Below are 19,937 nucleotides of genomic sequence, written 5' to 3'. Positions count from 1 at the left end.
TCGGGGCGGGCCCCGCCGGGGGGGGTTTGCCGGTCCCCGGTGGGGCGGGGGGCGCGCCCCCCCCCCCCCCCCGCCGCGATGACGGTGACCCGGACCTCGTCACCCAGGGCGTCGTCGATGACGGCGCCGAAGATGATGTTGGCCTCGGGGTGGGCCGCCTCGCTGACCAGTTGGGCCGCTTCGTTGATCTCGAAGAGGCCGAGGTCGGAGCCGCCGGAGATGGAGAGCAGGACTCCCCGCGCTCCGTCGATGGACGCCTCGAGCAGGGGCGAGGAGATCGCCATCTCGGCGGCGGCCACCGCGCGGTCGTCGCCGCGCGCCGAACCGATGCCCATGAGAGCCGAACCGGCCTCGGACATGACCGACTTCACGTCGGCGAAGTCGAGGTTGATCAGACCCGGGGTCGTGATGAGGTCGGTGATGCCCTGGACACCGGAGAGCAGGACCTGGTCCGCCGACTTGAAGGCGTCCAGAACGCTGACCTGCCGGTCCGAGATGGACAGGAGCCGGTCGTTGGGGATGACGATGAGGGTGTCGACCTCTTCGCGCAGCTCCGCGATCCCGTCCTCGGCCTGATTGGCGCGACGACGGCCCTCGAAGGTGAACGGCCGGGTGACGACGCCGATGGTCAGGGCGCCAAGAGAACGAGCGATGTTGGCGACGACAGGTGCGCCGCCCGTGCCGGTGCCACCGCCTTCGCCGGCGGTGACGAAGACCATGTCGGCCCCCTTGAGGACCTCCTCGATCTCCTCGCGGTGGTCCTCGGCCGCCTTGCGGCCGACTGCCGGGTTGGCTCCGGCGCCGAGGCCACGGGTGAGTTCACGGCCGACGTCGAGCTTGACGTCGGCGTCGCTCATCAACAGGGCTTGCGCGTCGGTGTTGATGGCGATGAACTCGACGCCCTTGAGACCGACCTCGATCATCCGGTTGATGGCATTGACACCACCGCCGCCGACACCGATGACTTTGATGACTGCGAGGTAGTTCTGCGGTGCTGCCACGTCGAAGGCCTCTCGCCTCGAGTTACGTGTCGCCGCCTCGCGGTCAAGCGCCGCGACGACTGATGCCGAATGGGACGGTCCGAACGCCGACCCGAACCCTAACGCTGAAGTTTAGGGTTACCAGTGTGTCTGTTCCTTGGACTCTTCCGAACAGGACACTAAGTCGACAAGTGGCGCACGTTCAACGAACACGCCGAACCTCCCGTTTTTCTTTTCACCCTATGTGATCAGCCGTAGCGCCGCCGAACCAGGGTGCTGGCCTGCGACGATATGCGTCAACTCGTGGATGACGCAGGGGCGGTGGGGACACTTACATCGAAGTGCCGTGCCTTGGGGGCGGCTTTCATCAAGGCGGTGAGTGTGCTTGCCTTCGTCCGCCCCTTCTCGCTGCTGCCCCACGCTACGGTGCGTCCGCCGCTCAACTCCAGCGAGATCGAGTCGTACGAACGAACCTTGACGACCCGGGTATCGCGGGCGACCGCAGCCGGAAGTGCTCCCGCGACCCGTACCGACTCGCGCCGCAGGTGGTGGGAGTCGAACCGGCGCAGGCTCTCCGCGGCGTTCTCCTGATCCGGCGTCAATTCCAGGTGCGGAACGCCCTTCGGCGCATGTCCGACCGTGGCGAATCGCACTCCCTTGGCGTCCACTTCGACGAACTTTCCGCCCTTTTCGATAAGGAGAACAGGCTTGCGTTCCGTCACCTTCAAACTGATTCCATGTGGCCAGGAACGGACGACGTCGACCGTGTCGATACGCGGAAGTTTCTTCCGCAGCCGGTCTTCGAGAGCGTCGGTGTCGACCGAGATCAGTGGCGCCCCGACCGGGGCCGCGGCGGCTTCGCGCACCTCTTGTGGCGTCAGGACCCGTGTCCCGGAAGTCGTCACGCGCTCCACGCGCAGCCACTGCGAGCCGTAGAGCAGCCAGCTGCCGCCCGCGCCGAGCACCACGAGTGCGATCAGCGAGAGGATCAGGGTGCGCGGCCGCGGCACGCGTACGCGGCCCCGTAGAAGGCGAGGCAGGCGGGGCGGGCGGGGAGGGCGGGGCGGGCGGGACCCACCAGCAGCAGCCTTCTGCCGTTCGGCGGTGGTCGGTCCGGCCACGGTCCCCTGCCTTCTTCTGCCTTCTAGTGCCGTCTCACCCGTTGCGGCGTGAGGCGATCGCCTCGTACACCATGCCGACGAGGAGGTCGTCGGCATCCCTGCGGCCGAACTCCGATGCGGCACGCGACATCTCGTACAGCCGGTGCGGATCGGCGAGCACCGGGAGCACGTTGCCCTGCACCCACTCGGGAGTCAGTTCGGCGTCGTCCACGAGGAGTCCGCCTCCCGCCTTGACCACCGGCTGGGCGTTCAGCCGCTGTTCGCCGTTGCCGATGGGCAGCGGGACGTAGGCGGCCGGAAGCCCGACGGCGGAGAGTTCGGCGACGGTCATCGCGCCCGCGCGGCAGAGCATCATGTCCGCCGCGGCGTACGCGAGGTCCATCCGGTCCACGTACGGTACCGGGATGTAGGGCGGCATACCGGGCATGTTCTCGACGTACGGCATTTCGTTCTTCGGGCCGACCGCGTGCAGGATCTGGATCCCGGCGCGCTGGAGCACCGGAGCGACCTGCTGGACGACCTCGTTGAGCCGCCTGGCGCCCTGCGAACCGCCGGAGACGAGCAGCGTCGGCAGGTTCGGGTCGAGGCCGAAGGCGGCGCGCGCCTCCGGGCGGACCCGGGCCCTGTCGAGCGTGGCGATGGTGTGGCGCAGCGGGATGCCGATGTAGCGGGAGTTGCGCAGCTTGCTGTCCGGCGTGGCGACGGCCACCCCGTGGGCGTACCGCGAGCCGATCTTGTTGGCCAGACCGGGCCGCGCGTTGGCCTCGTGGACGACGATCGGCGTCCCGGTCCGCTTGGCCGCGAGGTACCCCGGCAGCGCGACATAGCCGCCGAAGCCGACCACGCAGTCCGCCTTCGTACGCTCCAGGATCTGCTCGGCCGCCTTGATCGTGCCGCGCAGCCGCCCCGGGACGGTGATCAGCTCAGGGGTGGGCTTGCGCGGCAGCGGAACGGCCGGGATCAGCGCGAGTTCGTAGCCCCGCTCGGGTACGAGCCGGGTCTCGAGTCCACGCTCCGTGCCCAGGGCCGTGATGCCCACGGTCGGGTCCTGCCTCCGCAGGGCGTCCGCGAGGGCAAGCGCGGGCTCGATGTGGCCGGCGGTCCCCCCACCGGCGAGTACGACATGCACCGAAATTCACCGCTCTCCGGACGAACGCGCCTTGACGCGCCGTCTCATCGTGTTCCATCTCACCCGAGGTTGCCGCATGGCCAGGGCCGCCTTTGCCGCCGGGTCCTCCCGCGCGAAGGCGATGAGGAGTCCGATGGCGAACATGGTCGGCAGCAGGGCGGAGCCCCCGTAGGAGAACAGCGGGAGCGGGACACCGGCGATCGGCAGCAGACCGAGCACCGCACCGACATTGATCACGGCCTGCGCCGTGATCCAGGTGGTCACGCCTCCCGCGGCATACCGTACGAAGGGGTCCTCCGTGCGTCCGGCCACGCGGATACCCGCATAGCCTAGAGCCGCGAACAGAGCGAGCACCGACAGTGTCCCCGCCAGGCCGAGTTCCTCCCCCGTGATGGCGAAGATGAAGTCGGTGTGCGGTTCCGGCAGTTGACCCCATTTTTCCACACTCGCGCCGAGGCCGGAACCGAAGAATCCGCCGGAGGCCAGGGCGTAGATCCCGTGCACGGCCTGCCAGCACTGGTCGCCGGGGCCCGGATCCGTGGCACCGATGCAGGCGAGCCTCGCCATGCGGTTGGGGCTGGTCTTGATGAGGATCACACCGAGCAGCGCGGCGATGGAGAGCACTCCCGCGAAGAGCCGCGTCGGCGCCCCCGCGAGCCAGAGCAGACCGAAAAGGATCGCCGTGAGGATGATCGCCGTGCCCATGTCGCCGCCCAGCATGATCAGTCCGAGCAGCATGAAGGCGACGGGCACGAGCGGCACCAGCATGTGCTTCCACTGGGTGAGCAGGCGCTTGTCCTGTTTGCGGGCGAGCAGGTCCGCGCCCCACAGGACGAGGGCGAGCTTGGCGAACTCACTGGGCTGGAGCTGGAACGGGCCGCCCAGATAGATCCAGTTCTGGTTTCCGTTGACGCTGCGCCCTATCCCGGGGACCTGCACGAGCACCATCAGGAAGACGGTCACCGCGAGGATGGGATAGGCGAGCGCCCGGTGCAGCTTGATGGGCATCCGCATGGCCACGAGCAGCAGGATCGAGCCGAGCACGGCCGCGACGAACTGCTTGCGGAAGAAGTACGCGGCGGGCAGGTCGAGCTGCAGCGCCTGGATCATCGACGCCGAATAGACCATCACCAGGCCGAGCACGGTGATCAGCAGGCTGCTGCCGAAGATGAGGTAGTACGCGGTCAGCGGCCGGTCCCAGGCGCGCTTGATCCGGGTGTAGGACCGCCGTACCGCGCTCTCCCTGGGCGGCCGGGGCGCTCCCGCGGAGCGGACCGGAGCGGGCCGCCTGGCGAGGCGCGTGGGCGCGCGCCCGCTACCGCCGGCCATCAAGGCCCCCGCCGAGACACCACGACGCTGCCACGTGCCCTCCTAAGGGTGCCGGGCGCCCCCGGACCACAGGGGCCCGCGTCAGGCGCTCGCGCCGAGTTCGCGGACCGCGTCCGCGAACGCGTCACCACGCTTGTTGTAGTTGGTGAACATGTCCATCGACGCACAGGCCGGAGCCATCAGTACGGTGTCCCCCGGCTCGGCGAGCCGTGCCGCCTGTCGTACCGCGTCGGACATCGCCCCAGTGTCGGTCCGGTCGAGGTCGACGACCGGGACCTCGGGCGCGTGTCGCGCGAGGGCTTCGTGGATCAGCGCGCGGTCGGCGCCGATCAGGACGACACCCCGAAGTCGCTTCGCCGACTTGGTGACAAGCTCGTCGAAGGTGGCGCCCTTGGCGAGCCCGCCCGCGATCCAGACGATCGATTCGTACGCCGCCAACGAGGCTTCCGCCGCGTGGGTGTTGGTGGCCTTCGAGTCGTCGACGTACGCCACATCGGCCACGTCGGCGACGTGTTCGATGCGGTGTGCGTCCGGACGGAAAGCACGCAGACCGTCCCGGACGGCCGTCGCCGGTACGCCGTAGGCGCGCGCGAGAGCGGCCGCGGCCAGGGCGTTGGCGATGTTGTGCGGCGCGGGCGGCTGCACGTCGGAGATCTCTGCGAGCTCCTGGGCCTGCTTCTGACGGTCCGGCACGAAGGCACGGTCGACCAGAATGCCGTCCACGACGCCCAGTTGCGAGGGCGCGGGCGCGTTCAGCGTGAAACCGATGGCGCGGCAGCCCTCTTCGACGTCGGCCTCGCGGACCAAGTCCTCGGTGGCCTTGTCCGCCAGGTTGTAGACGCAGGCGACCTGATTGCCCTCGTAGACGCGGCCCTTGTCGGCGGCGTACGCCTCCATGGAGCCGTGCCAGTCCAGGTGGTCGGGCGCGAGGTTCAGGACGGTCGCGGAGTGGGCGCGCAGCGAGGGCGCCCAGTGCAGTTGGTAGCTGGAGAGCTCGACGGCCAGTACGTCATACGTCTCGTCGCCGGTGACGACGTCGAGGAGCGAGACCCCGATGTTGCCGACGGCCGCGGTCCGCAGGCCCGCCGCCTCCAGGATCGAGGCGAGCATCCGTACGGTCGTGGTCTTGCCGTTCGTGCCGGTGACCGCGAGCCACGGCGCGGCATCGGGGCCGCGCAGGCGCCAGGCCAGCTCGACGTCGCCCCACACCTCGACGCCCGCCTCCGCGGCGGCCGCGAAGAGCGGCTTGCCGGGCTTCCAGCCGGGCGTGGTGACGACGAGCTCGGTGCCTTGGGGCAGGGTGTCGCCGTCACCGAGGCGGACGGTGACGCCCAGGGCCTCGAGCTCGGCGGCCTGTGTGCGGGAGCGCTCGTCGTCGCCTTCGTTCACGACGGTGACGACGGCGCCCAGGCCGTGCAGCACGCGGGCCGCCGGGATGCCCGAGACGCCGAGCCCCGCGACAGTGACGTTCTTGCCTGCCCAAGTCATTACTTCTTGGCTGCCCATCCTGCGTAGAAGAGGCCGAGTCCGACGATCACGCACATGCCCTGGATGATCCAGAAGCGGACCACCACAAGGACTTCGGACCACCCCTTGAGTTCGAAGTGGTGCTGCAGTGGCGCCATGCGGAAGACGCGCTTCCCGGTCATGCGGAAGGAGCCGACCTGGATGACGACCGACATCGTGATCAGGACGAAGAGGCCGCCGAGCAGGGCGAGGAGCATCTCCGTGCGCGAGCAGATCGCGAGTCCGGCGAGCGCGCCGCCCAGGGCGAGCGAGCCGGTGTCACCCATGAAGATCTTGGCGGGCGAGGTGTTCCACCACAGGAAGCCGAAGCAGGCACCCATAAGGGCGGAGGCCACAACAGCTAGGTCAAGTGGGTCTCTGACCTCGAAACACGCCTGTGGGTTGGTCAGTGTGACCGCGTTGGCGCAGGACTCCTGGTACTGCCAGACACCGATGAAGGTGTACGCGCCGAAGACCATCACGGAGGCGCCCGTGGCGAGGCCGTCGAGGCCGTCCGTGAGGTTCACGCCGTTCGACATCGCGAGGATCATGAACAGCGCCCAGACCACGAAGAGCACCGGGCCGATCGACCAGCCGAAGTCCGTGACGAACGACAGCTTGGTGGAGGCCGGGGTCTGGTTGCGGTTGTCGGGCCAGTTCAGCGCGAGCACGGCGAAGCCGATGCCGACGATCAGCTGTCCCGCCATCTTCGCCTTGGCCCGCAGGCCGAGCGAGCGCTGCTTGACGATCTTGATGTAGTCGTCGAGGAAGCCGACGAGGCCCATGCCTCCCATCAGGAAGAGCACCAGAAGGCCGGAGAGCGTGGTCTCCGTACCCGTGATGATCTTCGTGAGGAAGTACGCGACGAACGTGGCCAGGATGAAGGCGATACCACCCATGGTCGGCGTACCGCGCTTGCTGTGGTGCTCGCGCGGGCCGTCGTCCCGGATGAACTGGCCATAGCCCTTGCGGGCCAGGAACTTGATGAGGAGCGGGGTTCCGACCAGGGTCAGGAAGAGCCCGATCACACCCGCGAAGAGGATTTGCCTCATCGGCCGGCGACCTGCCCCTCGGATGACGCGGAGTCATCGAGCAGCGCCGTGGCGACCCGCTCGAGACCGACCGATCTGGAAGCCTTCACCAGCACGACGTCTCCCGGGCGCAGCTCGCTGCGCAGCAGGTCGATCGCCGCCTGTGCGTCGGACACGTGCACCGACTCCTCACCCCACGAACCCTCGTTGTATGCGCCCAGTTGGAGCCAGGACGCTTCCCTGCCCCCGACTGCCACGAGCTTGCTCACGTTCAGCCGGACAGCCAGCCGTCCGACCGCGTCGTGTTCGGCGAGCCCCTCGTCACCGAGCTCGGCCATATGACCGAGCACCGCCCACGTACGACGTCCCTTGGCCATGGCCGCGAGCGCGCGCAGGGCGGCTCGCATGGACTCGGGGTTCGCGTTGTAGGCGTCGTTGACGACCGTCACGCCGTCCGGGCGCTCGGTGACCTCCATCCGCCAGCGGGACAGCGTGCCCGCCTCGGAGAGCGCGCGGGCGATCTCGTCTGCGGACATGCCCAGCTCATGGGCGACGGCGGCCGCGGCAAGCGCGTTCGACACGTGGTGCTCACCGTACAGCCGCAAGGTCACGTCGCTGCACCCGGAGGGTGTGTGCAACCTAAAGGCAGGCTGTCCGTTCTCCGTGAGCCGGACATTCTCGGCGCGTACGTCGGCGTCGGCGGCCTCTCCGAAGAAGAGGACGCGCGCCTTCGTGCGCGAAGCCATGGCGCGGACGAGGGGGTCGTCGGCGTTGAGGACGGCGGTGCCGTCGGCGGGCAGGCTCTCGACGAGTTCACCCTTCGCCTCTGCGATCTGCTCGCGTCCGCCGAACTCGCCGATGTGGGCGGTGCCGACGTTGAGCACGAGGCCGATCTTCGGCGGGGTGAGGCCGGTGAGGTAGCGGATGTGGCCGATGCGGCGCGCGCCCATCTCCAGGACGAGGAACCGCGTCTCGTCGGTGGCGCTGAGGGCGGTGAGCGGCAGGCCGATCTCGTTGTTGAGCGAGCCCGGCGTGAAGACCGTGGGCGCCTTGCTCCGCAGGACCTGGGCGAGCAGGTCCTTGGAGCTGGTCTTGCCGACGGAGCCTGTGAGCGCGACGAGCGTCGCGCCGAGGCGCTCCACCACGTGCCGCGCCAGGGCTCCGAGGGCCGCCTGCACGTCGTCGACGACGATGGCGGGCACGCCGACGGGGCGCGCGGCGAGGACGGCGGCGGCGCCTGCCCCGATCACCGCGGACGCGTAGTCGTGGCCGTCGACGCGCTCGCCGACGAAGGCGACGAAGAGGCTGCCGGGCTCCACTTCACGGGAGTCCCTGACGACCGGTCCGGTGACCTGGACGGACGGATCCGGTATGTCGTAGGTCTGCCCGCCGACGACAGTGGCGATCTCGGCGAGGGAGAGGGCGATCACAGATTCATCCCTGGGTTTGCTGGATAGCTTCGCGAAGTACCTGGCGGTCGTCGAAGGGACGTACCACCCCGGCGATGTCCTGTCCCTGCTCGTGGCCCTTGCCCGCGACGAGGACCGTGTCGCCCGGCTCGGCACGGGCGACGGCCGCGCGGATGGCGGTGGCGCGGTCCTCGAAGACGGCGACGTCGCCGCGCTCGTGGGACGGCACGTCGGCGGCGCCGGCGAGCATCGTGGCGAGGATCGCCAGAGGGTCCTCACCTCGGGGATTGTCGGCGGTGAGGACGGCGGTGTCGGCGAGCCGGGCCGCGGCGGCGCCCATCGGCATCCGCTTGGTCTTGTCCCGGTCGCCGCCGCAGCCGAGGACGATGTGCAGTTTGTTCTCGGTGACCTTGCGCAGGGCGCGCAGGACCGATTCGACGGCGTCCGTCTTGTGGGCGTAGTCGACGACCGCGAGGTAGGGCTGGCCCGCGTCGATGCGCTCCAGGCGGCCGGGGACGCCCGGGACCGCAGCGACGCCGTCGGCGGCCTGCTGCGGGTCGATCCCCGCGACGGCCAGCGAGACGATCGCGGCGAGGGTGTTGGCGACGTTGAATGGACCGGCCAGCGGGGACCGTGCGGTGATCCGCTCCCCCTTCGGACCGACCGCCACGAACGTGGAGTCGAACGGCATGACCTCGACATCCTCCGCCCGCCAGTCGGCGTCGGGGTGCCCCTCCGCCGAGAAGGTGGTGACGGGGACCTCGGACTCGGTGATGAGCCGGCGCCCGTACTCGTCGTCGAAGTTGACCACTCCGAGCCGGGAGCGCTGTTTGGAGAACAGCTGCGCCTTGGCCTGGAAGTAGTCCTCCATATCGGAGTGGAACTCCATGTGCTCCGGGCTGAGGTTGTTGAAGACGGCGACGTCGAAGACGCAGCCGTCCACCCGGCCGAGTACGAGGGCGTGACTGGAGACCTCCATGACGACGGCCTCGACGCCGCGCTCGCGCATCACCGCGAACAGCGCCTGGAGGTCGGTCGCCTCAGGGGTCGTACGTTCGGACTTGATCCGCTCTTCGCCGATGCGCATCTCGACCGTGCCGATGAGACCGGTCGACCGGATGCCCTTGAGGCCGCCCTCGACGAGATAGGCCGTCGTGGTCTTGCCGGACGTACCGGTGATGCCGATCTGGAGCAGATCGCGCCCCGGATGGCCGTACACCGTCGTCGCGAGCTCCCCCATGGAGCCGCGCGGGTCGGCGACGACCAGGACCGGCAGGCCCGTGACGGTCGCGCGTTCGGCGCCCGTCGGGTCGGTGAGGATCGCGGCGGCGCCGAGGTCGGCGGCCTGCGCGACGAAGTCGGCGCCGTGCAGCCGGGCGCCGGGCAGCGCGGCGTAGATGTCGCCGGGGCGGACCGCGCGGGAGTCGTGCGTGATGCCGCTGACCTCCCCCGTGCCCGGGGCGGCGACGCCCAGCTGATCGGCGATCCTGGCGAGCGGCGTCGCGGAGACCTGGACCGGCCGCGGCGGTCCCGGATATGTCACGGGAACGCCCTTCTGGGTGGTTTGGGACTGATCAGCGTGTGGCACGGCGGTGAGCGTACCGGGCTCACCGGGTGTTGGGCGAAGCGGGCGGTGTGGCGGAGGCTGGTTGTCCGGCCTCGGAGTGATCGTTGTCACGGGTTTGTCCTGGTAGGGCTCAGGGTTCGAAGGTGACGGGGAGCCGGGCCGCGCTTTTGCCTGTGGGCGGGACCTGGAGCGTCTTGAGGGCGAACTGCATGACTTCCTTGTAGATGGGACCGCAGATCTGGCCGCCGAAGTAGCTTCCCTTGGTGGCGTTCTGAATCGCGCAGTAGACGGTGACGCGCGGCTTGTCGGCGGGCGCGAACCCGGCGAAGGACGAGGTGTAGCCCTTGTACTTGCCGGTCTCAGGGTCGACCCGGTTGGCCGTACCCGTCTTGCCCGCGACCCGGTAGCCGGGGATGCGGGCCTTGGTGCCCGTGCCCTCTTCGTCGTCGACGACGGACTCGAGCATGTGCGACACCGTCTTGGCGGTCTTCTCGCTCACCACACGGGTCTTCTTGGGCTTCTGCGCGGGCGTGAAGCGGCCGTCGGGGCCCTTTATGCCGCGTACCAGCGAGGGCTCGACGCGTACGCCGCCGTTGGCGATGGTCGAGTAGACGGAGGCCGCCTGCATCGCGTTGATCGAGAAGCCCTGGCCGAACGGGACCGTGAACTGCTGCGAGGTGGACCACTTGTCGGCCGGCGCGAGGATGCCGGACGTCTCGCCGGGGAAGTCGAGCCCGGTCTCCCTGCCGATGCCGAACTTGCGCAGGTACGAGTAGAGCGACTTGTTGGCTTCACGCTGGGTCTTGCCCAGCTCGCCGGTGGCCAGGATCGTGCCGATGTTGCTGGACTTGGCGAGCACGCCGTTGAGCGTGAGGTGCCAGGTCGGGTGGTCGATGTCGTCCTGGAAGAGCCGGTCGCCGCGGTGCAGCCGGTTGGGGACCGTCACATGCGTGCCGGGCGTGGCCGCGTTCTCCTCGAGGACGGCGGCCATCGACATGATCTTCGCGGTCGAACCCGGCTCGAAGGCGTCCTGGAGCCCCGCGTTGCCCAGGGCCGTGCCGTCGGCCTGCGAGAGGTCGTTCGGATCGAAGCCCGGGGAGTTGGCCATCGCGAGGATCTCGCCGGTCTTGTTGTCCTGCACTATCACGTAGCCGCGGTCCGCCTCGGACTTCTTGACCTGCTCGGTGATGGCGTTCTGCGCGGCCCACTGGATGTCGCGGTCGATGGTGAGCTCGACGTCCGAGCCGGGCACGGCGGGCGTCTCCGTGCTGCCCGCGGTCGGCACCTGATGGCCGCCGGACTGGGCGTACCTGATCTTGCCGTCCTTGCCCGCGAGCTCCTTGTTGAGCTGCTGCTCGACACCGCCCGCGCCCTTGCCCTCGGCGTTGACCCAGCCCAGTATCCCGGCGCCCAGGGTGTCGTTCGGGTACACGCGCTTGCTGCTGGGGTCCTGGAAGACGCCCGCCAGGACGTTGGCGCTCTTCTTGTCGGTGCTCGCCTTGTCGTCGAGCGCGCCGCGCAGGTCCTTGATCTGCTTCCAGACCTGCGGGGTCTGCCTGCGGGCGAGCAGGACGTAGCGCGTCTTGGGGGTCTTGAGCTGCTCGGTGAGCCGGTCGACGTCCTTGTCGAGGATCGGGGCGAGGAGCGCCGCGGCCTGTTCGGGCCCGTCCTTGATGCCCATCTCCTTCGCCGTGAACATCGTGGGGTCGGCCGTGATGTCGTACGCGTCCACGCTGGCGGCGAGCTCGACGCCGCTGCGGTCGGTGATGCCGCCGCGCTCGGCGGTCAGGACGTGGCTGAAGTAGCGGTTCTTCTCGGCCTTGGTGGTGTACACGCTCGCGTCGACCGCCTGCACCTGGAGGAGGCGTACGACAAAGGCCAGCATCACCAGGGTCAGGCCGAGGCTCACCATGCGAAGGCGGGGCCGGGGGCTGCCGAGCCGGATGGTGCGGGCCTTGGTGGCGGGGCGGGGGCGGCGGGCCGCGGGGCGGGCCCCTGATCCCGGGCGGCGCTGTTCGCCGGGGCGGGCGGGGCGCGAAGGCCGCGCGGGACCCGGGACCCTGCGTCGCGGGGGTTGGCGGTCCGTCACTTACGTCACCTGCCGGAGGTCGTGGGGCCGGGCTTCGCGGAGGGGGTGGGCGTGGGCGTGGCTTCCGAGGGGGCGGCGGAGGGGGCCGGGGGTGCCTGGGGCGGCGAGGGCGACGGTGTGGGCGTGGCCGGGAGCGAGACCGAGGGCGCCGGGGACGCCACCTCCTGCGGGCGCGGCTCGGGCCGCAGCGCGGAGGTCTGCTCGGCGGCGCCGGGAACGCCGCGCACGGTGCCGTCCGGGTTCAGGAAGGCAGGGTCGCCGCCCGGCACCATGCCGAGCTCACGGGCGCGGCGCTGGAGGGCGTCAGGGGCGGCGTAGGCGTCCACGTCCCGCTGGAGCTCCTGCTCCTGGTCGGTGAGCTCGGTCGTCTCCTTCTTGAGCTCGCTCAGCTGGAACGAGCCCTCGTTGAGCGAGGAGTTCAGGATGAGAAGGCCGATCAGGCCGCCGCCGAGGAGCAGCACGACGAGCAGCACGAAAGGCGTGCGCGCGGCCTGGCTCGGCCCCGCAGGAAGGAGCCGCGCGAGCCGGGCGGCCCTTCCGCGCAACTGCGGCTTCTTGCTCATGGGGTCTCCTGGGGGACGCCGTTCACGGGTGCTCCTTGCGGGCACGCTGCACAGAGCCTCCTCGCCTCACGGAGCCTCCTCGCTTCACAGAGCCTCCTCGCGGATGCGCATCGCACCCCGCAGCCTCGCCGGGGCCGCCCTGCGGTTCTCGGCGACCTCTTCCTCGGTCGGCAGTTCCGCGCCGCGCGTGAGCAGCTTGAGCCGGGGCTGGTAGCGCTCGGGGACGACGGGCAGACCGGGCGGCGCGGTCGTCGCGGCGCCTGCCGCGAACACCCGCTTGACCAGGCGGTCCTCGAGCGAGTGGTACGAGAGGACGGCGATGCGGCCGTCGACGGCGAGCGTCTTCACGGCCGCCGGGATGGCCGCCTCCAGGACGCTCAGCTCGCCGTTGACCTCGATGCGCAGGGCCTGGAAGGTGCGCTTGGCGGGGTTGCCGCCGGTGCGCTTGGCGGCCTGCGGCAGGGAGTCGCGGATCAGCTCGACGAGCCGCGCGCTGTTGCTGAACGGTTCCTTCTCGCGCTCGCGCACGACGGCGCCCACGATCCGCTTGGCCTGCTTCTCCTCGCCGTACTGGCGCAGGATCCGCACCAGTTCGCCCGGTGCGTACGTGTTGAGGACCTCGGCGGCGCTGACGCCGGTCGTCTGGTCCATGCGCATGTCGAGGGGCGCGTCCTGCGCGTAGGCGAAGCCCCGGTCCGCCTCGTCGAGCTGCATGGAGGAGACACCGAGGTCGAAGAGGACGCCCTGGACCTTCGCGATGCCGAGCCGGTCCAGTACGTCGGGGAGCTCGTCGTAGACGGCGTGCACCAGTTCGGCCCGGTCGCCGAAGGGGGCGAGCCGCTCCCCGGAGAGCCGCAGCGCTTCCTTGTCGCGGTCGAGGCCGATCAGGCGGGCCGACGGGAAGGTGGAAAGCAGCGCCTCGCTGTGGCCGCCGAGACCGAGGGTGCAGTCGACGACGACCGCACCCGGCTGGGCGAGCGCGGGGGCCAACAGGTCCAGGCATCGCTGGAGCATCACCGGGACATGTCGGGTGTGGCTCAAAGGGCCCTCTCAGGTCCGGCGCGGCGAAACGTGCGCACAGCCGGGTCCCCGCCCGCCCGGGAAGGTGCATGGCCTGCTGGCGCCGGGGAAGTGGCGTCAGCCGACCGGGAGCGGGAGGAGGCCGAGCCGTACGTACGCGCCGCGTACGCGGGGGGATTCAGGCAATCCCCGGGTGAACAGTCCAGCGGGGAGCAGGTCACGGCCCTCCCACTTCGCGTCACTTTAGTCCACCCTGTCGCCCGGTCAATCAACTGGCCTGCGCGTCGCGGACGGGTCCTCGAAGGAGCCGCACATCGCACTCCGTCACCCGTTCGGGGGTAGCCCGTCCACTCCTGTGGGTTAGCTCACAACAAGACTCATTGACGTTCTTTGTCCCTTCTCACAGCGGGCCCGGACGATCAGTGCCGACTACCGTCATAGCCATGTCGACTTCCGCATCCCCTACGGGAAGCTTCCCCGCAGAGCCGTCCGGTGGCATAGCCGCCGACGGCACCGTCACGGACCGCCTCGTCGAGGCCAACCACCGGTACGCCTCGGGCTTCACCGACCCGGGCATGGACGCGCGCCCCGTCCTCGGCGTGGCCGTCGTCGCCTGCATGGACGCCCGCATCGACCTCCACGACGCGCTCGGCCTCGAACTGGGTGACTGCCACACCATCCGCAACGCGGGCGGCGTGGTGACCGACGACGTCATGCGCTCCCTGACGATCAGCCAGCGCGCCCTCGGCACGAAGAGCGTCGTCCTGATCCACCACACGAGCTGCGGTCTGGAGAGCCTCACCGAGGAGTTCCGGCACGAGCTCGAGCTCGAGGTCGGCCAGCGGCCCTCCTGGGCGGTGGAGGCCTTCCGCGACGTCGACCAGGACGTGCGGCAGTCGATGCAGCGCGTGCGGACCTCGCCGTTCCTCCTGCACACCGACGACGTGCGGGGATTCGTCTTCGATGTGACCACGGGTCTGCTGCGGGAGATCGACCCTGCGTGACCGCGTCCGGACCGTACCTTTCCGGATCGGCTCGGCAGTCAAAAGGGCGTAAGACCCGACATAACGCCGCCAGTTATCCACGGGCGAGTGACACAACCCGGTATGCCCAACAAGAATGCGGGTGTGGCATCACGCTGAACCATTCACGCGTGGTGTCCGTGATTCGGGGTGGGCCGGGCCGCACACAGATGCGTCGGCCCGGAGAACGTGTGTCCGAGGAGGGCCGGGTGACGACCTATGACGATCGAGCGAGCCTCACAGATCTGACCGCCACAGCGGAGCGTGTCCGCAGGTCGGTCGAGGGTGTGATCGAAGGTAAGCCAGAGGTCGTACGGCTTTCGCTGACCGTGCTCCTCGCCGAGGGGCACTTGCTGATCGAGGATGTACCGGGCGTGGGAAAGACCATGCTCGCCAAAGCACTCGCGCGGTCCATCGACTGCTCGGTGCGGCGTATCCAGTTCACGCCTGATCTGCTGCCGTCGGACATCACTGGTGTGTCCATTTTCGACCAGCAGCGCCGGGACTTCGAGTTCAAGCCCGGCGCGATCTTCGCGCAGATCGTGATCGGCGACGAGATCAACCGTGCGTCACCGAAGACGCAGTCCGCGCTCCTGGAGTCCATGGAGGAGCGCCAGGTCACCATCGACGGGCAGACCTATGAACTGCCGAGCCCCTTCATGGTGGTGGCGACGCAGAACCCCGTCGAGATGGAGGGAACCTATCCCCTGCCCGAGGCGCAGCGCGACCGCTTCATGGCGCGCGTCTCGATCGGCTACCCGAGCGCGGATGCCGAGCTGCAGATGCTGGACGTGCACGGCGGTGTATCGCCGCTCGACGACCTCCAGCCGGTGGCGCACGCGCACGACATCGTGAAGCTCATCGACGCCGTCCGCACGGTCCACGTCGCCGACTCCGTACGGCGGTACGCCGTGGAGCTTGTCGGGGCGACCCGCAACCACCCGGACCTGAGACTCGGGGCATCCCCGCGCGCGACGCTGCATCTACTGCGGGCGGCCAAGGCCTCCGCCGCGCTCAGCGGCCGGGAGTTCGCCCTGCCGGACGATGTGCAGGCCCTCGCCGTGGCGGTGCTCGCGCACCGGCTGCTGCCCACGGCACAGGCCCAGTTGAACCGTCGTACGGCCGAATCGGTCATCCTGGAAATCCTCCAGCGCACGCCCGTACCGGCCGCCGCCCAGCCGAACAGCGGCTACTTCAACCAGCAGCCGCCCGGCGCGCGGAGGCTGTGATGGCGGACGGGGGGCCGCAGCCGGCGCAGGCCGATGAGGACAAGGGCGGACTGCGGACCGCGCTCGCGGGTCTGACCACACGCGGGCGTTCGTTCCTCGCGGCCGGGGTCGCCGCCGCCGTCTGCGCGTACGTCCTGGGGCAGAGCGATCTGCTCCGGGTCGGGCTGCTGCTCGCCGTCCTTCCGCTGGTGTGCGCGACCGTGCTCTACCGCACCCGCTACCGCGTCGCGGGCAGCCGCAGGCTCTCCCCCGCGCGCGTGCCCGCCAGTTCGGAGGCCCGTGTCCATCTGCGGATGGACAACGTCTCGCGACTGCCCACGGGCCTCCTGATGCTCCAGGACCGGGTGCCCTACGTCCTGGGGCCGCGGCCCCGGTTCGTGCTCGACCGGGTGGAGGCGGGAGGCCGCAGGGAGGTGTCCTACCGCGTCCGCTCGGACCTGCGGGGGCGCTATCCGCTCGGCCCGCTCCAGCTCCGTCTGACGGACCCCTTCGGGATGTGCGAGCTGACCCGCTCCTTCTCCACGTTCGACACCTTGACGGTCATCCCGCGCGTGGAGGCACTGCCTCCGGTGCGGCTGACCGGCGAGGCCAAGGGGTACGGCGACGGGCGGCACCGCTCCCTCGCCCTCGCGGGCGAGGACGACGTGATCCCGCGGGGCTACCGCCACGGCGACGACCTGCGCCGCGTCCACTGGCGCTCCACGGCTCGCTACGGAGAGCTCATGGTGCGCCGCGAGGAGCAGCCGCAGCGGGCCCGCTGCACGGTGCTCCTCGACACCCGGGCGCACGCCTTCCGGGGCGCGGGTCCGGACTCCGCGTTCGAGTGGGCGGTGTCGGGCACGGCGTCCGCCCTGGTGCACATGCTGGAACGGGGCTTCTCGGTACGGCTTCTGACCGACACCGGCAACTCCGTGCCCGGCGAGGGCTCGGGCGGTTTCGCGGGCGCGAGCCAGGAGTCGGCGGACGCGGCGGGACTGATGATGGACACCCTCGCGGTGATCGACCACTCGGACGGCGCGGGGCTCTCCCCCGCGTACGACGTGCTGCGCGGGGGCAACGAAGGCCTCCTCATCGCCTTCCTCGGCGACCTCGACGAGGAGCAGGCGACGGTGGCCGCCAAGATGCGGCAGCGCAGCGGCGCCGCGGTCGCCTTCGTCCTGGACAGCACGGCCTGGGCCCAGGGTCCGGGCGGCGCTCCTTCGGGCCCCGGTGACGAGCGGGTCCGGATGCTGCGCGAGGCGGGCTGGACGGCCGTGGCGGTGCCTCCCGGGGTCGCTCTGGTGGACCTGTGGCGCCAGGCGGACCATCTGCGGGCGAGCACGGGCCCGGCTCCGGCTGCGGGGACGACGACCGGGGGCTGGGGATGAGCGGCGGCCCGTCCGGCAGGACTACAGGCGGCCCGTCCGGCAGGACCATAGGCACGACGCGTACGACAACAGGGGGACGTTCATGAGTGGGCGCGCGCGACTCGCGCTCTGTGCCACGGCGGCCACGCTGATGGCGTCGGGGGCGCTCCTTCCGCTCGTCGATCCGGCGACGTGGTTCATCCAGGCGGCGATCCTGCTCGCGCTGCAGAGCGGCGTGGGCGCGCTCACCCGCCGTGTCCCGCTCGCACGGCCGGTCACGGTCGGCGTGCAGGCCCTGGTGACGCTGCTTCTGCTCACCCTGGTGTTCGCCCGTGAGCAGGCGGTCGCCGGGGTGCTGCCGGGCCCCGACGTGTTCCGGAAGTTCGGGCTGCTCCTTGAGGCGGGCGGCAACGACGTCGGGCAGTACGCGATTCCGGCGCCGCTCAGTGACGGCATCCGGCTGATGCTGGTCGGCGGCGTCCTGGTGATCGGCCTCGCGGTGGACGCCCTCGCGGTGACGTTCCGTACGGCGGCGCCCGCGGGTCTTCCGCTGCTCGCGCTGTACTCGGTCGCCGCGGGGCTCTCCGGGGACGGCGCGGGGTGGCTGTGGTTCCTGCTCGCGGCCGCCGGGTATCTGTTGCTGCTCCTCGCGGAGGGCCGGGACCGGCTCTCCCAGTGGGGGCGCGTCTTCGGGGGCGCGGCGCGTGCGCCGGGACGGATCGCGGGGGGCCTGGAGACCGACACCGGTGCGATCGCGCCGGTCCGCACGGGGCGGCGCATCGGCGCGGTCGCCCTGGGCATCGCCCTGGTGGTGCCGCTTGCGCTGCCCGCCCTCGACGGCGGGCTCCTCGACGGTTCCGGCGGTGCCGGAGGCTCGGGCTCCGGCGGTGGCGGCACGATTTCCGCGGTGAATCCGCTGGTCGCGCTCCAGGACAGCCTGAACGAACCGGACGACCGCGAGGTCATCTCGTACAAGACGAACGCCAAGCAGACCGACAACCTCTATCTGCGGATCGTCTCCCTGGACCAGTTCGACGGCACGACCTGGAAGACCACCGTCCGAAGCATCGACGACGTGCCGTCGCGCCTCGAGGACCCGCCGGGTCTCTACCCCGACGTCCGCAGGACCGAGATCCAGACCAACATCTCGGCCGCCGACAGCTACGCGCAGAACTGGCTGCCGATGCCCTACCCGGCGAGCCAGGTGAAGATCGGCGGCCGCTGGCGGTACGAGCCGGTCGGCCGCGCCCTGGTCGGTGACCGCGGCCAGACGACGCGCGGCGCGCAGTACGAGGTCAAGAGCCTCATCGTGGAGCCGACGGCCGAGCAGCTCGCGGGCGCATCCGAGCCGCCCAAGCAGATCGCCGAGGAGTTCACCAAGGTCCCCGACACACTGCCGTCCGTGGTGGCCTCCGAGGCCCGCCGCATCACCAAGGGCACGTCGAACGACTACGAGAAGGCCGTCAAGCTCCAGGACTATTTCGCCTCGGAGGGCGGCTTCACGTACAACACGCAGGTGCGGGCGGGCAGCGGCCCGGCGGCGATAGCGCGCTTCCTGGAGCAGAAGGAAGGCTTCTGCGTCCACTTCTCGTTCGCCATGGCCTCGATGGCGCGGACACTGGGCATCCCGGCGCGCGTCGCGGTGGGCTTCACGCCCGGCGCCGCGCAGGGGGACGGTTCGATGTCGGTCGGTCTGCGGGACGCGCACGCCTGGCCCGAGCTGTACTTCGAGGGCGTCGGCTGGACCCGCTTCGAGCCGACCCCGAACCGCGGCACGGTGCCGGACTACACGCGCCCGGACACCCCGTCCGACGGCGCGAGCGATCCGGCGGTGCCCGAGCCGTCCTCGACGACGGCTCCCTCCGACGAACCTTCGGCCTCCACGAGCTGCCCCGCCGACCAGCAGAAGCAGGGCGGCTGCGCGAGCACGGCCCCGGCGCTCGCGGGCGGCTCGGGCGGCGAAGGGCCACCGATCGGCATGATCCTTGCCGTGGCCCTGGGAGCGCTCGTGGTTCTCGGCGTCCCCTTGCTGCCGATGCTGTGGCGCAAGCGGATCCGCGCGGTGCGCCTGGGCTCCAACGGCCGTACGGAGGCGGACGCGGCCGCGCGGACCCTCGCCGCCTGGCTCGAAGTGACCGACACGGCCTGGGACCACGGGATTGCGCCGGACGAGTCGCAGACCCCGCGCAAGGCGGCAGCCCGGATCGTCCGCGTCGGGCAGCTCGCCGCGGCACCCGCGGAATCCGTCCATCGTCTGGCCGCCGCGGTCGAACAGGTCCTCTACGCGCCACGGCCACAGCCGACGGCCGGCCTGGCCGACGACGTGCGCCGCGTGTCCGAGGGCCTTGGGGCAACGGTGGGCCGTGCGACCCGGCTGCGGGTGACGCTCGCCCCGCGTTCGGCCGCACGGGTGGTGTGGTCGGTCTCGGACCGCTGGACGGCGCTCAAGGCGACGTGGTCCGAGCGGATCACCAAGCGGTGGGCGGCACTGCGGAGGCCTTCGGGGCCGTCGCAGCCCTCGCCGCAGCAGGAGGGCTGAGCCCGGGCCCCCGGACAGGGGGCTTGGGGACATGCGTGACTTGAGGACATGCGTAAG

The 19,937-nt window shown here is 70.4% G+C and carries 15 protein-coding genes; 4 read left to right on the top strand and 11 right to left on the bottom strand.

Going from position 1 to position 19,937, the window contains the following annotated elements:
- The 11 genes from ftsZ to rsmH form a co-directional block, all read right to left on the bottom strand.
- The coding region (ftsZ, locus tag ACFQ7F_RS35595) for a cell division protein FtsZ (protein WP_383279995.1) at positions 1-1,001 on the bottom strand (1,001 nt) is incomplete at its 3' end.
- Between the two features lie 275 nt (positions 1,002-1,276).
- Entirely contained in the window at positions 1,277-2,101 is an 825-nt protein-coding gene (locus ACFQ7F_RS35590; RefSeq protein ID WP_383279992.1) for a cell division protein FtsQ/DivIB, read from the bottom strand.
- A gap of 34 nt (positions 2,102-2,135) precedes the next feature.
- Positions 2,136-3,230: an undecaprenyldiphospho-muramoylpentapeptide beta-N-acetylglucosaminyltransferase gene (gene murG / locus ACFQ7F_RS35585; protein WP_160504531.1), complete on the bottom strand. Its 1,095-nt coding sequence runs from the start codon at positions 3,228-3,230 to the stop codon at positions 2,136-2,138.
- A 6-nt stretch (positions 3,231-3,236) separates the two neighbouring features.
- Positions 3,237-4,559 carry a putative lipid II flippase FtsW gene (gene ftsW / locus ACFQ7F_RS35580; RefSeq protein WP_383279989.1) on the bottom strand — a complete coding sequence of 441 codons (1,323 nt, stop codon included), beginning with the start codon at positions 4,557-4,559 and terminating at the stop codon, positions 3,237-3,239.
- Between the two features lie 81 nt (positions 4,560-4,640).
- Positions 4,641-6,047, bottom strand: a complete 1,407-nt coding sequence (gene murD / locus ACFQ7F_RS35575; protein ID WP_383279986.1) for a UDP-N-acetylmuramoyl-L-alanine--D-glutamate ligase — start codon at positions 6,045-6,047, stop codon at positions 4,641-4,643.
- Positions 6,047-7,117 (bottom strand): phospho-N-acetylmuramoyl-pentapeptide-transferase, encoded by a 1,071-nt coding sequence (gene mraY, locus ACFQ7F_RS35570; protein WP_383279983.1) that lies wholly within the window; start codon positions 7,115-7,117, stop codon positions 6,047-6,049. The genes murD and mraY overlap by 1 nt, the downstream gene beginning before the upstream one ends.
- On the bottom strand, positions 7,114-8,526 hold the full coding sequence (gene murF / locus ACFQ7F_RS35565) for a UDP-N-acetylmuramoyl-tripeptide--D-alanyl-D-alanine ligase (protein ID WP_383279980.1): 1,413 nt from the start codon (positions 8,524-8,526) through the stop codon (positions 7,114-7,116). Before murF ends, mraY begins: the two co-directional genes overlap by 4 nt.
- Positions 8,527-8,530: 4 nt before the next feature.
- Entirely contained in the window at positions 8,531-10,183 is a 1,653-nt protein-coding gene (locus ACFQ7F_RS35560) for a UDP-N-acetylmuramoyl-L-alanyl-D-glutamate--2,6-diaminopimelate ligase (RefSeq protein WP_383279978.1), read from the bottom strand.
- 19 nt (positions 10,184-10,202) lie between these two features.
- Complete coding sequence (locus ACFQ7F_RS35555) at positions 10,203-12,161, bottom strand: peptidoglycan D,D-transpeptidase FtsI family protein (protein WP_383279975.1); 1,959 nt, start codon at positions 12,159-12,161, stop codon at positions 10,203-10,205.
- 5 nt (positions 12,162-12,166) lie between these two features.
- Entirely contained in the window at positions 12,167-12,724 is a 558-nt protein-coding gene (locus ACFQ7F_RS35550; protein WP_383279972.1) for a septum formation initiator family protein, read from the bottom strand.
- An 84-nt stretch (positions 12,725-12,808) separates the two neighbouring features.
- Positions 12,809-13,765, bottom strand: coding sequence for a 16S rRNA (cytosine(1402)-N(4))-methyltransferase RsmH (gene rsmH / locus ACFQ7F_RS35545; protein ID WP_383279969.1), 957 nt, complete (start codon positions 13,763-13,765; stop codon positions 12,809-12,811).
- Positions 13,766-14,124: 359 nt separating this feature from the next.
- Here rsmH and ACFQ7F_RS35540 point away from each other — a divergent pair, with 359 nt between their 5' ends.
- The 4 genes from ACFQ7F_RS35540 to ACFQ7F_RS35525 all read left to right on the top strand — a co-directional run bounded on the left by ACFQ7F_RS35540 (position 14,125) and on the right by ACFQ7F_RS35525 (position 19,880).
- Positions 14,125-14,748, top strand: coding sequence for a beta-class carbonic anhydrase (locus ACFQ7F_RS35540; RefSeq protein WP_383279966.1), 624 nt, complete (start codon positions 14,125-14,127; stop codon positions 14,746-14,748).
- Positions 14,749-14,975: 227 nt separating this feature from the next.
- Positions 14,976-15,995 carry an AAA family ATPase gene (locus tag ACFQ7F_RS35535; RefSeq protein WP_383279963.1) on the top strand — a complete coding sequence of 340 codons (1,020 nt, stop codon included), beginning with the start codon at positions 14,976-14,978 and terminating at the stop codon, positions 15,993-15,995.
- A complete protein-coding gene (locus ACFQ7F_RS35530; protein ID WP_383279960.1) occupies positions 15,995-17,362 on the top strand; it encodes a DUF58 domain-containing protein in 1,368 nt (455 codons plus the stop codon). Before ACFQ7F_RS35535 ends, ACFQ7F_RS35530 begins: the two co-directional genes overlap by 1 nt.
- A gap of 82 nt (positions 17,363-17,444) precedes the next feature.
- Positions 17,445-19,880: a DUF3488 and DUF4129 domain-containing transglutaminase family protein gene (locus ACFQ7F_RS35525; RefSeq protein WP_383279957.1), complete on the top strand. Its 2,436-nt coding sequence runs from the start codon at positions 17,445-17,447 to the stop codon at positions 19,878-19,880.
- The last annotated feature ends 57 nt before the right edge of the window (positions 19,881-19,937 follow it).

Source organism: Streptomyces sp. NPDC056486 (assembly GCF_042795295.1).
Taxonomy (GTDB): domain Bacteria; phylum Actinomycetota; class Actinomycetes; order Streptomycetales; family Streptomycetaceae; genus Streptomyces.
This window is presented reverse-complemented; position numbering and strand designations above follow the sequence as displayed.

Excerpts from the sequence above, each read along its gene's own strand:
- ftsW (WP_383279989.1), bottom strand. The coding sequence starts at position 4,559 with ATGGCCGGCGGTAGCGGGCGCGCGCCCACGCGCCTCGCCAGGCGGCCC.
- murD (WP_383279986.1), bottom strand. The coding sequence starts at position 6,047 with ATGACTTGGGCAGGCAAGAACGTCACTGTCGCGGGGCTCGGCGTCTCG.
- mraY (WP_383279983.1), bottom strand. The coding sequence starts at position 7,117 with ATGAGGCAAATCCTCTTCGCGGGTGTGATCGGGCTCTTCCTGACCCTG.
- ACFQ7F_RS35550 (WP_383279972.1), bottom strand. The coding sequence starts at position 12,724 with ATGAGCAAGAAGCCGCAGTTGCGCGGAAGGGCCGCCCGGCTCGCGCGG.
- ACFQ7F_RS35530 (WP_383279960.1), top strand. The coding sequence starts at position 15,995 with ATGGCGGACGGGGGGCCGCAGCCGGCGCAGGCCGATGAGGACAAGGGC.
- ACFQ7F_RS35525 (WP_383279957.1), top strand. The coding sequence starts at position 17,445 with ATGAGTGGGCGCGCGCGACTCGCGCTCTGTGCCACGGCGGCCACGCTG.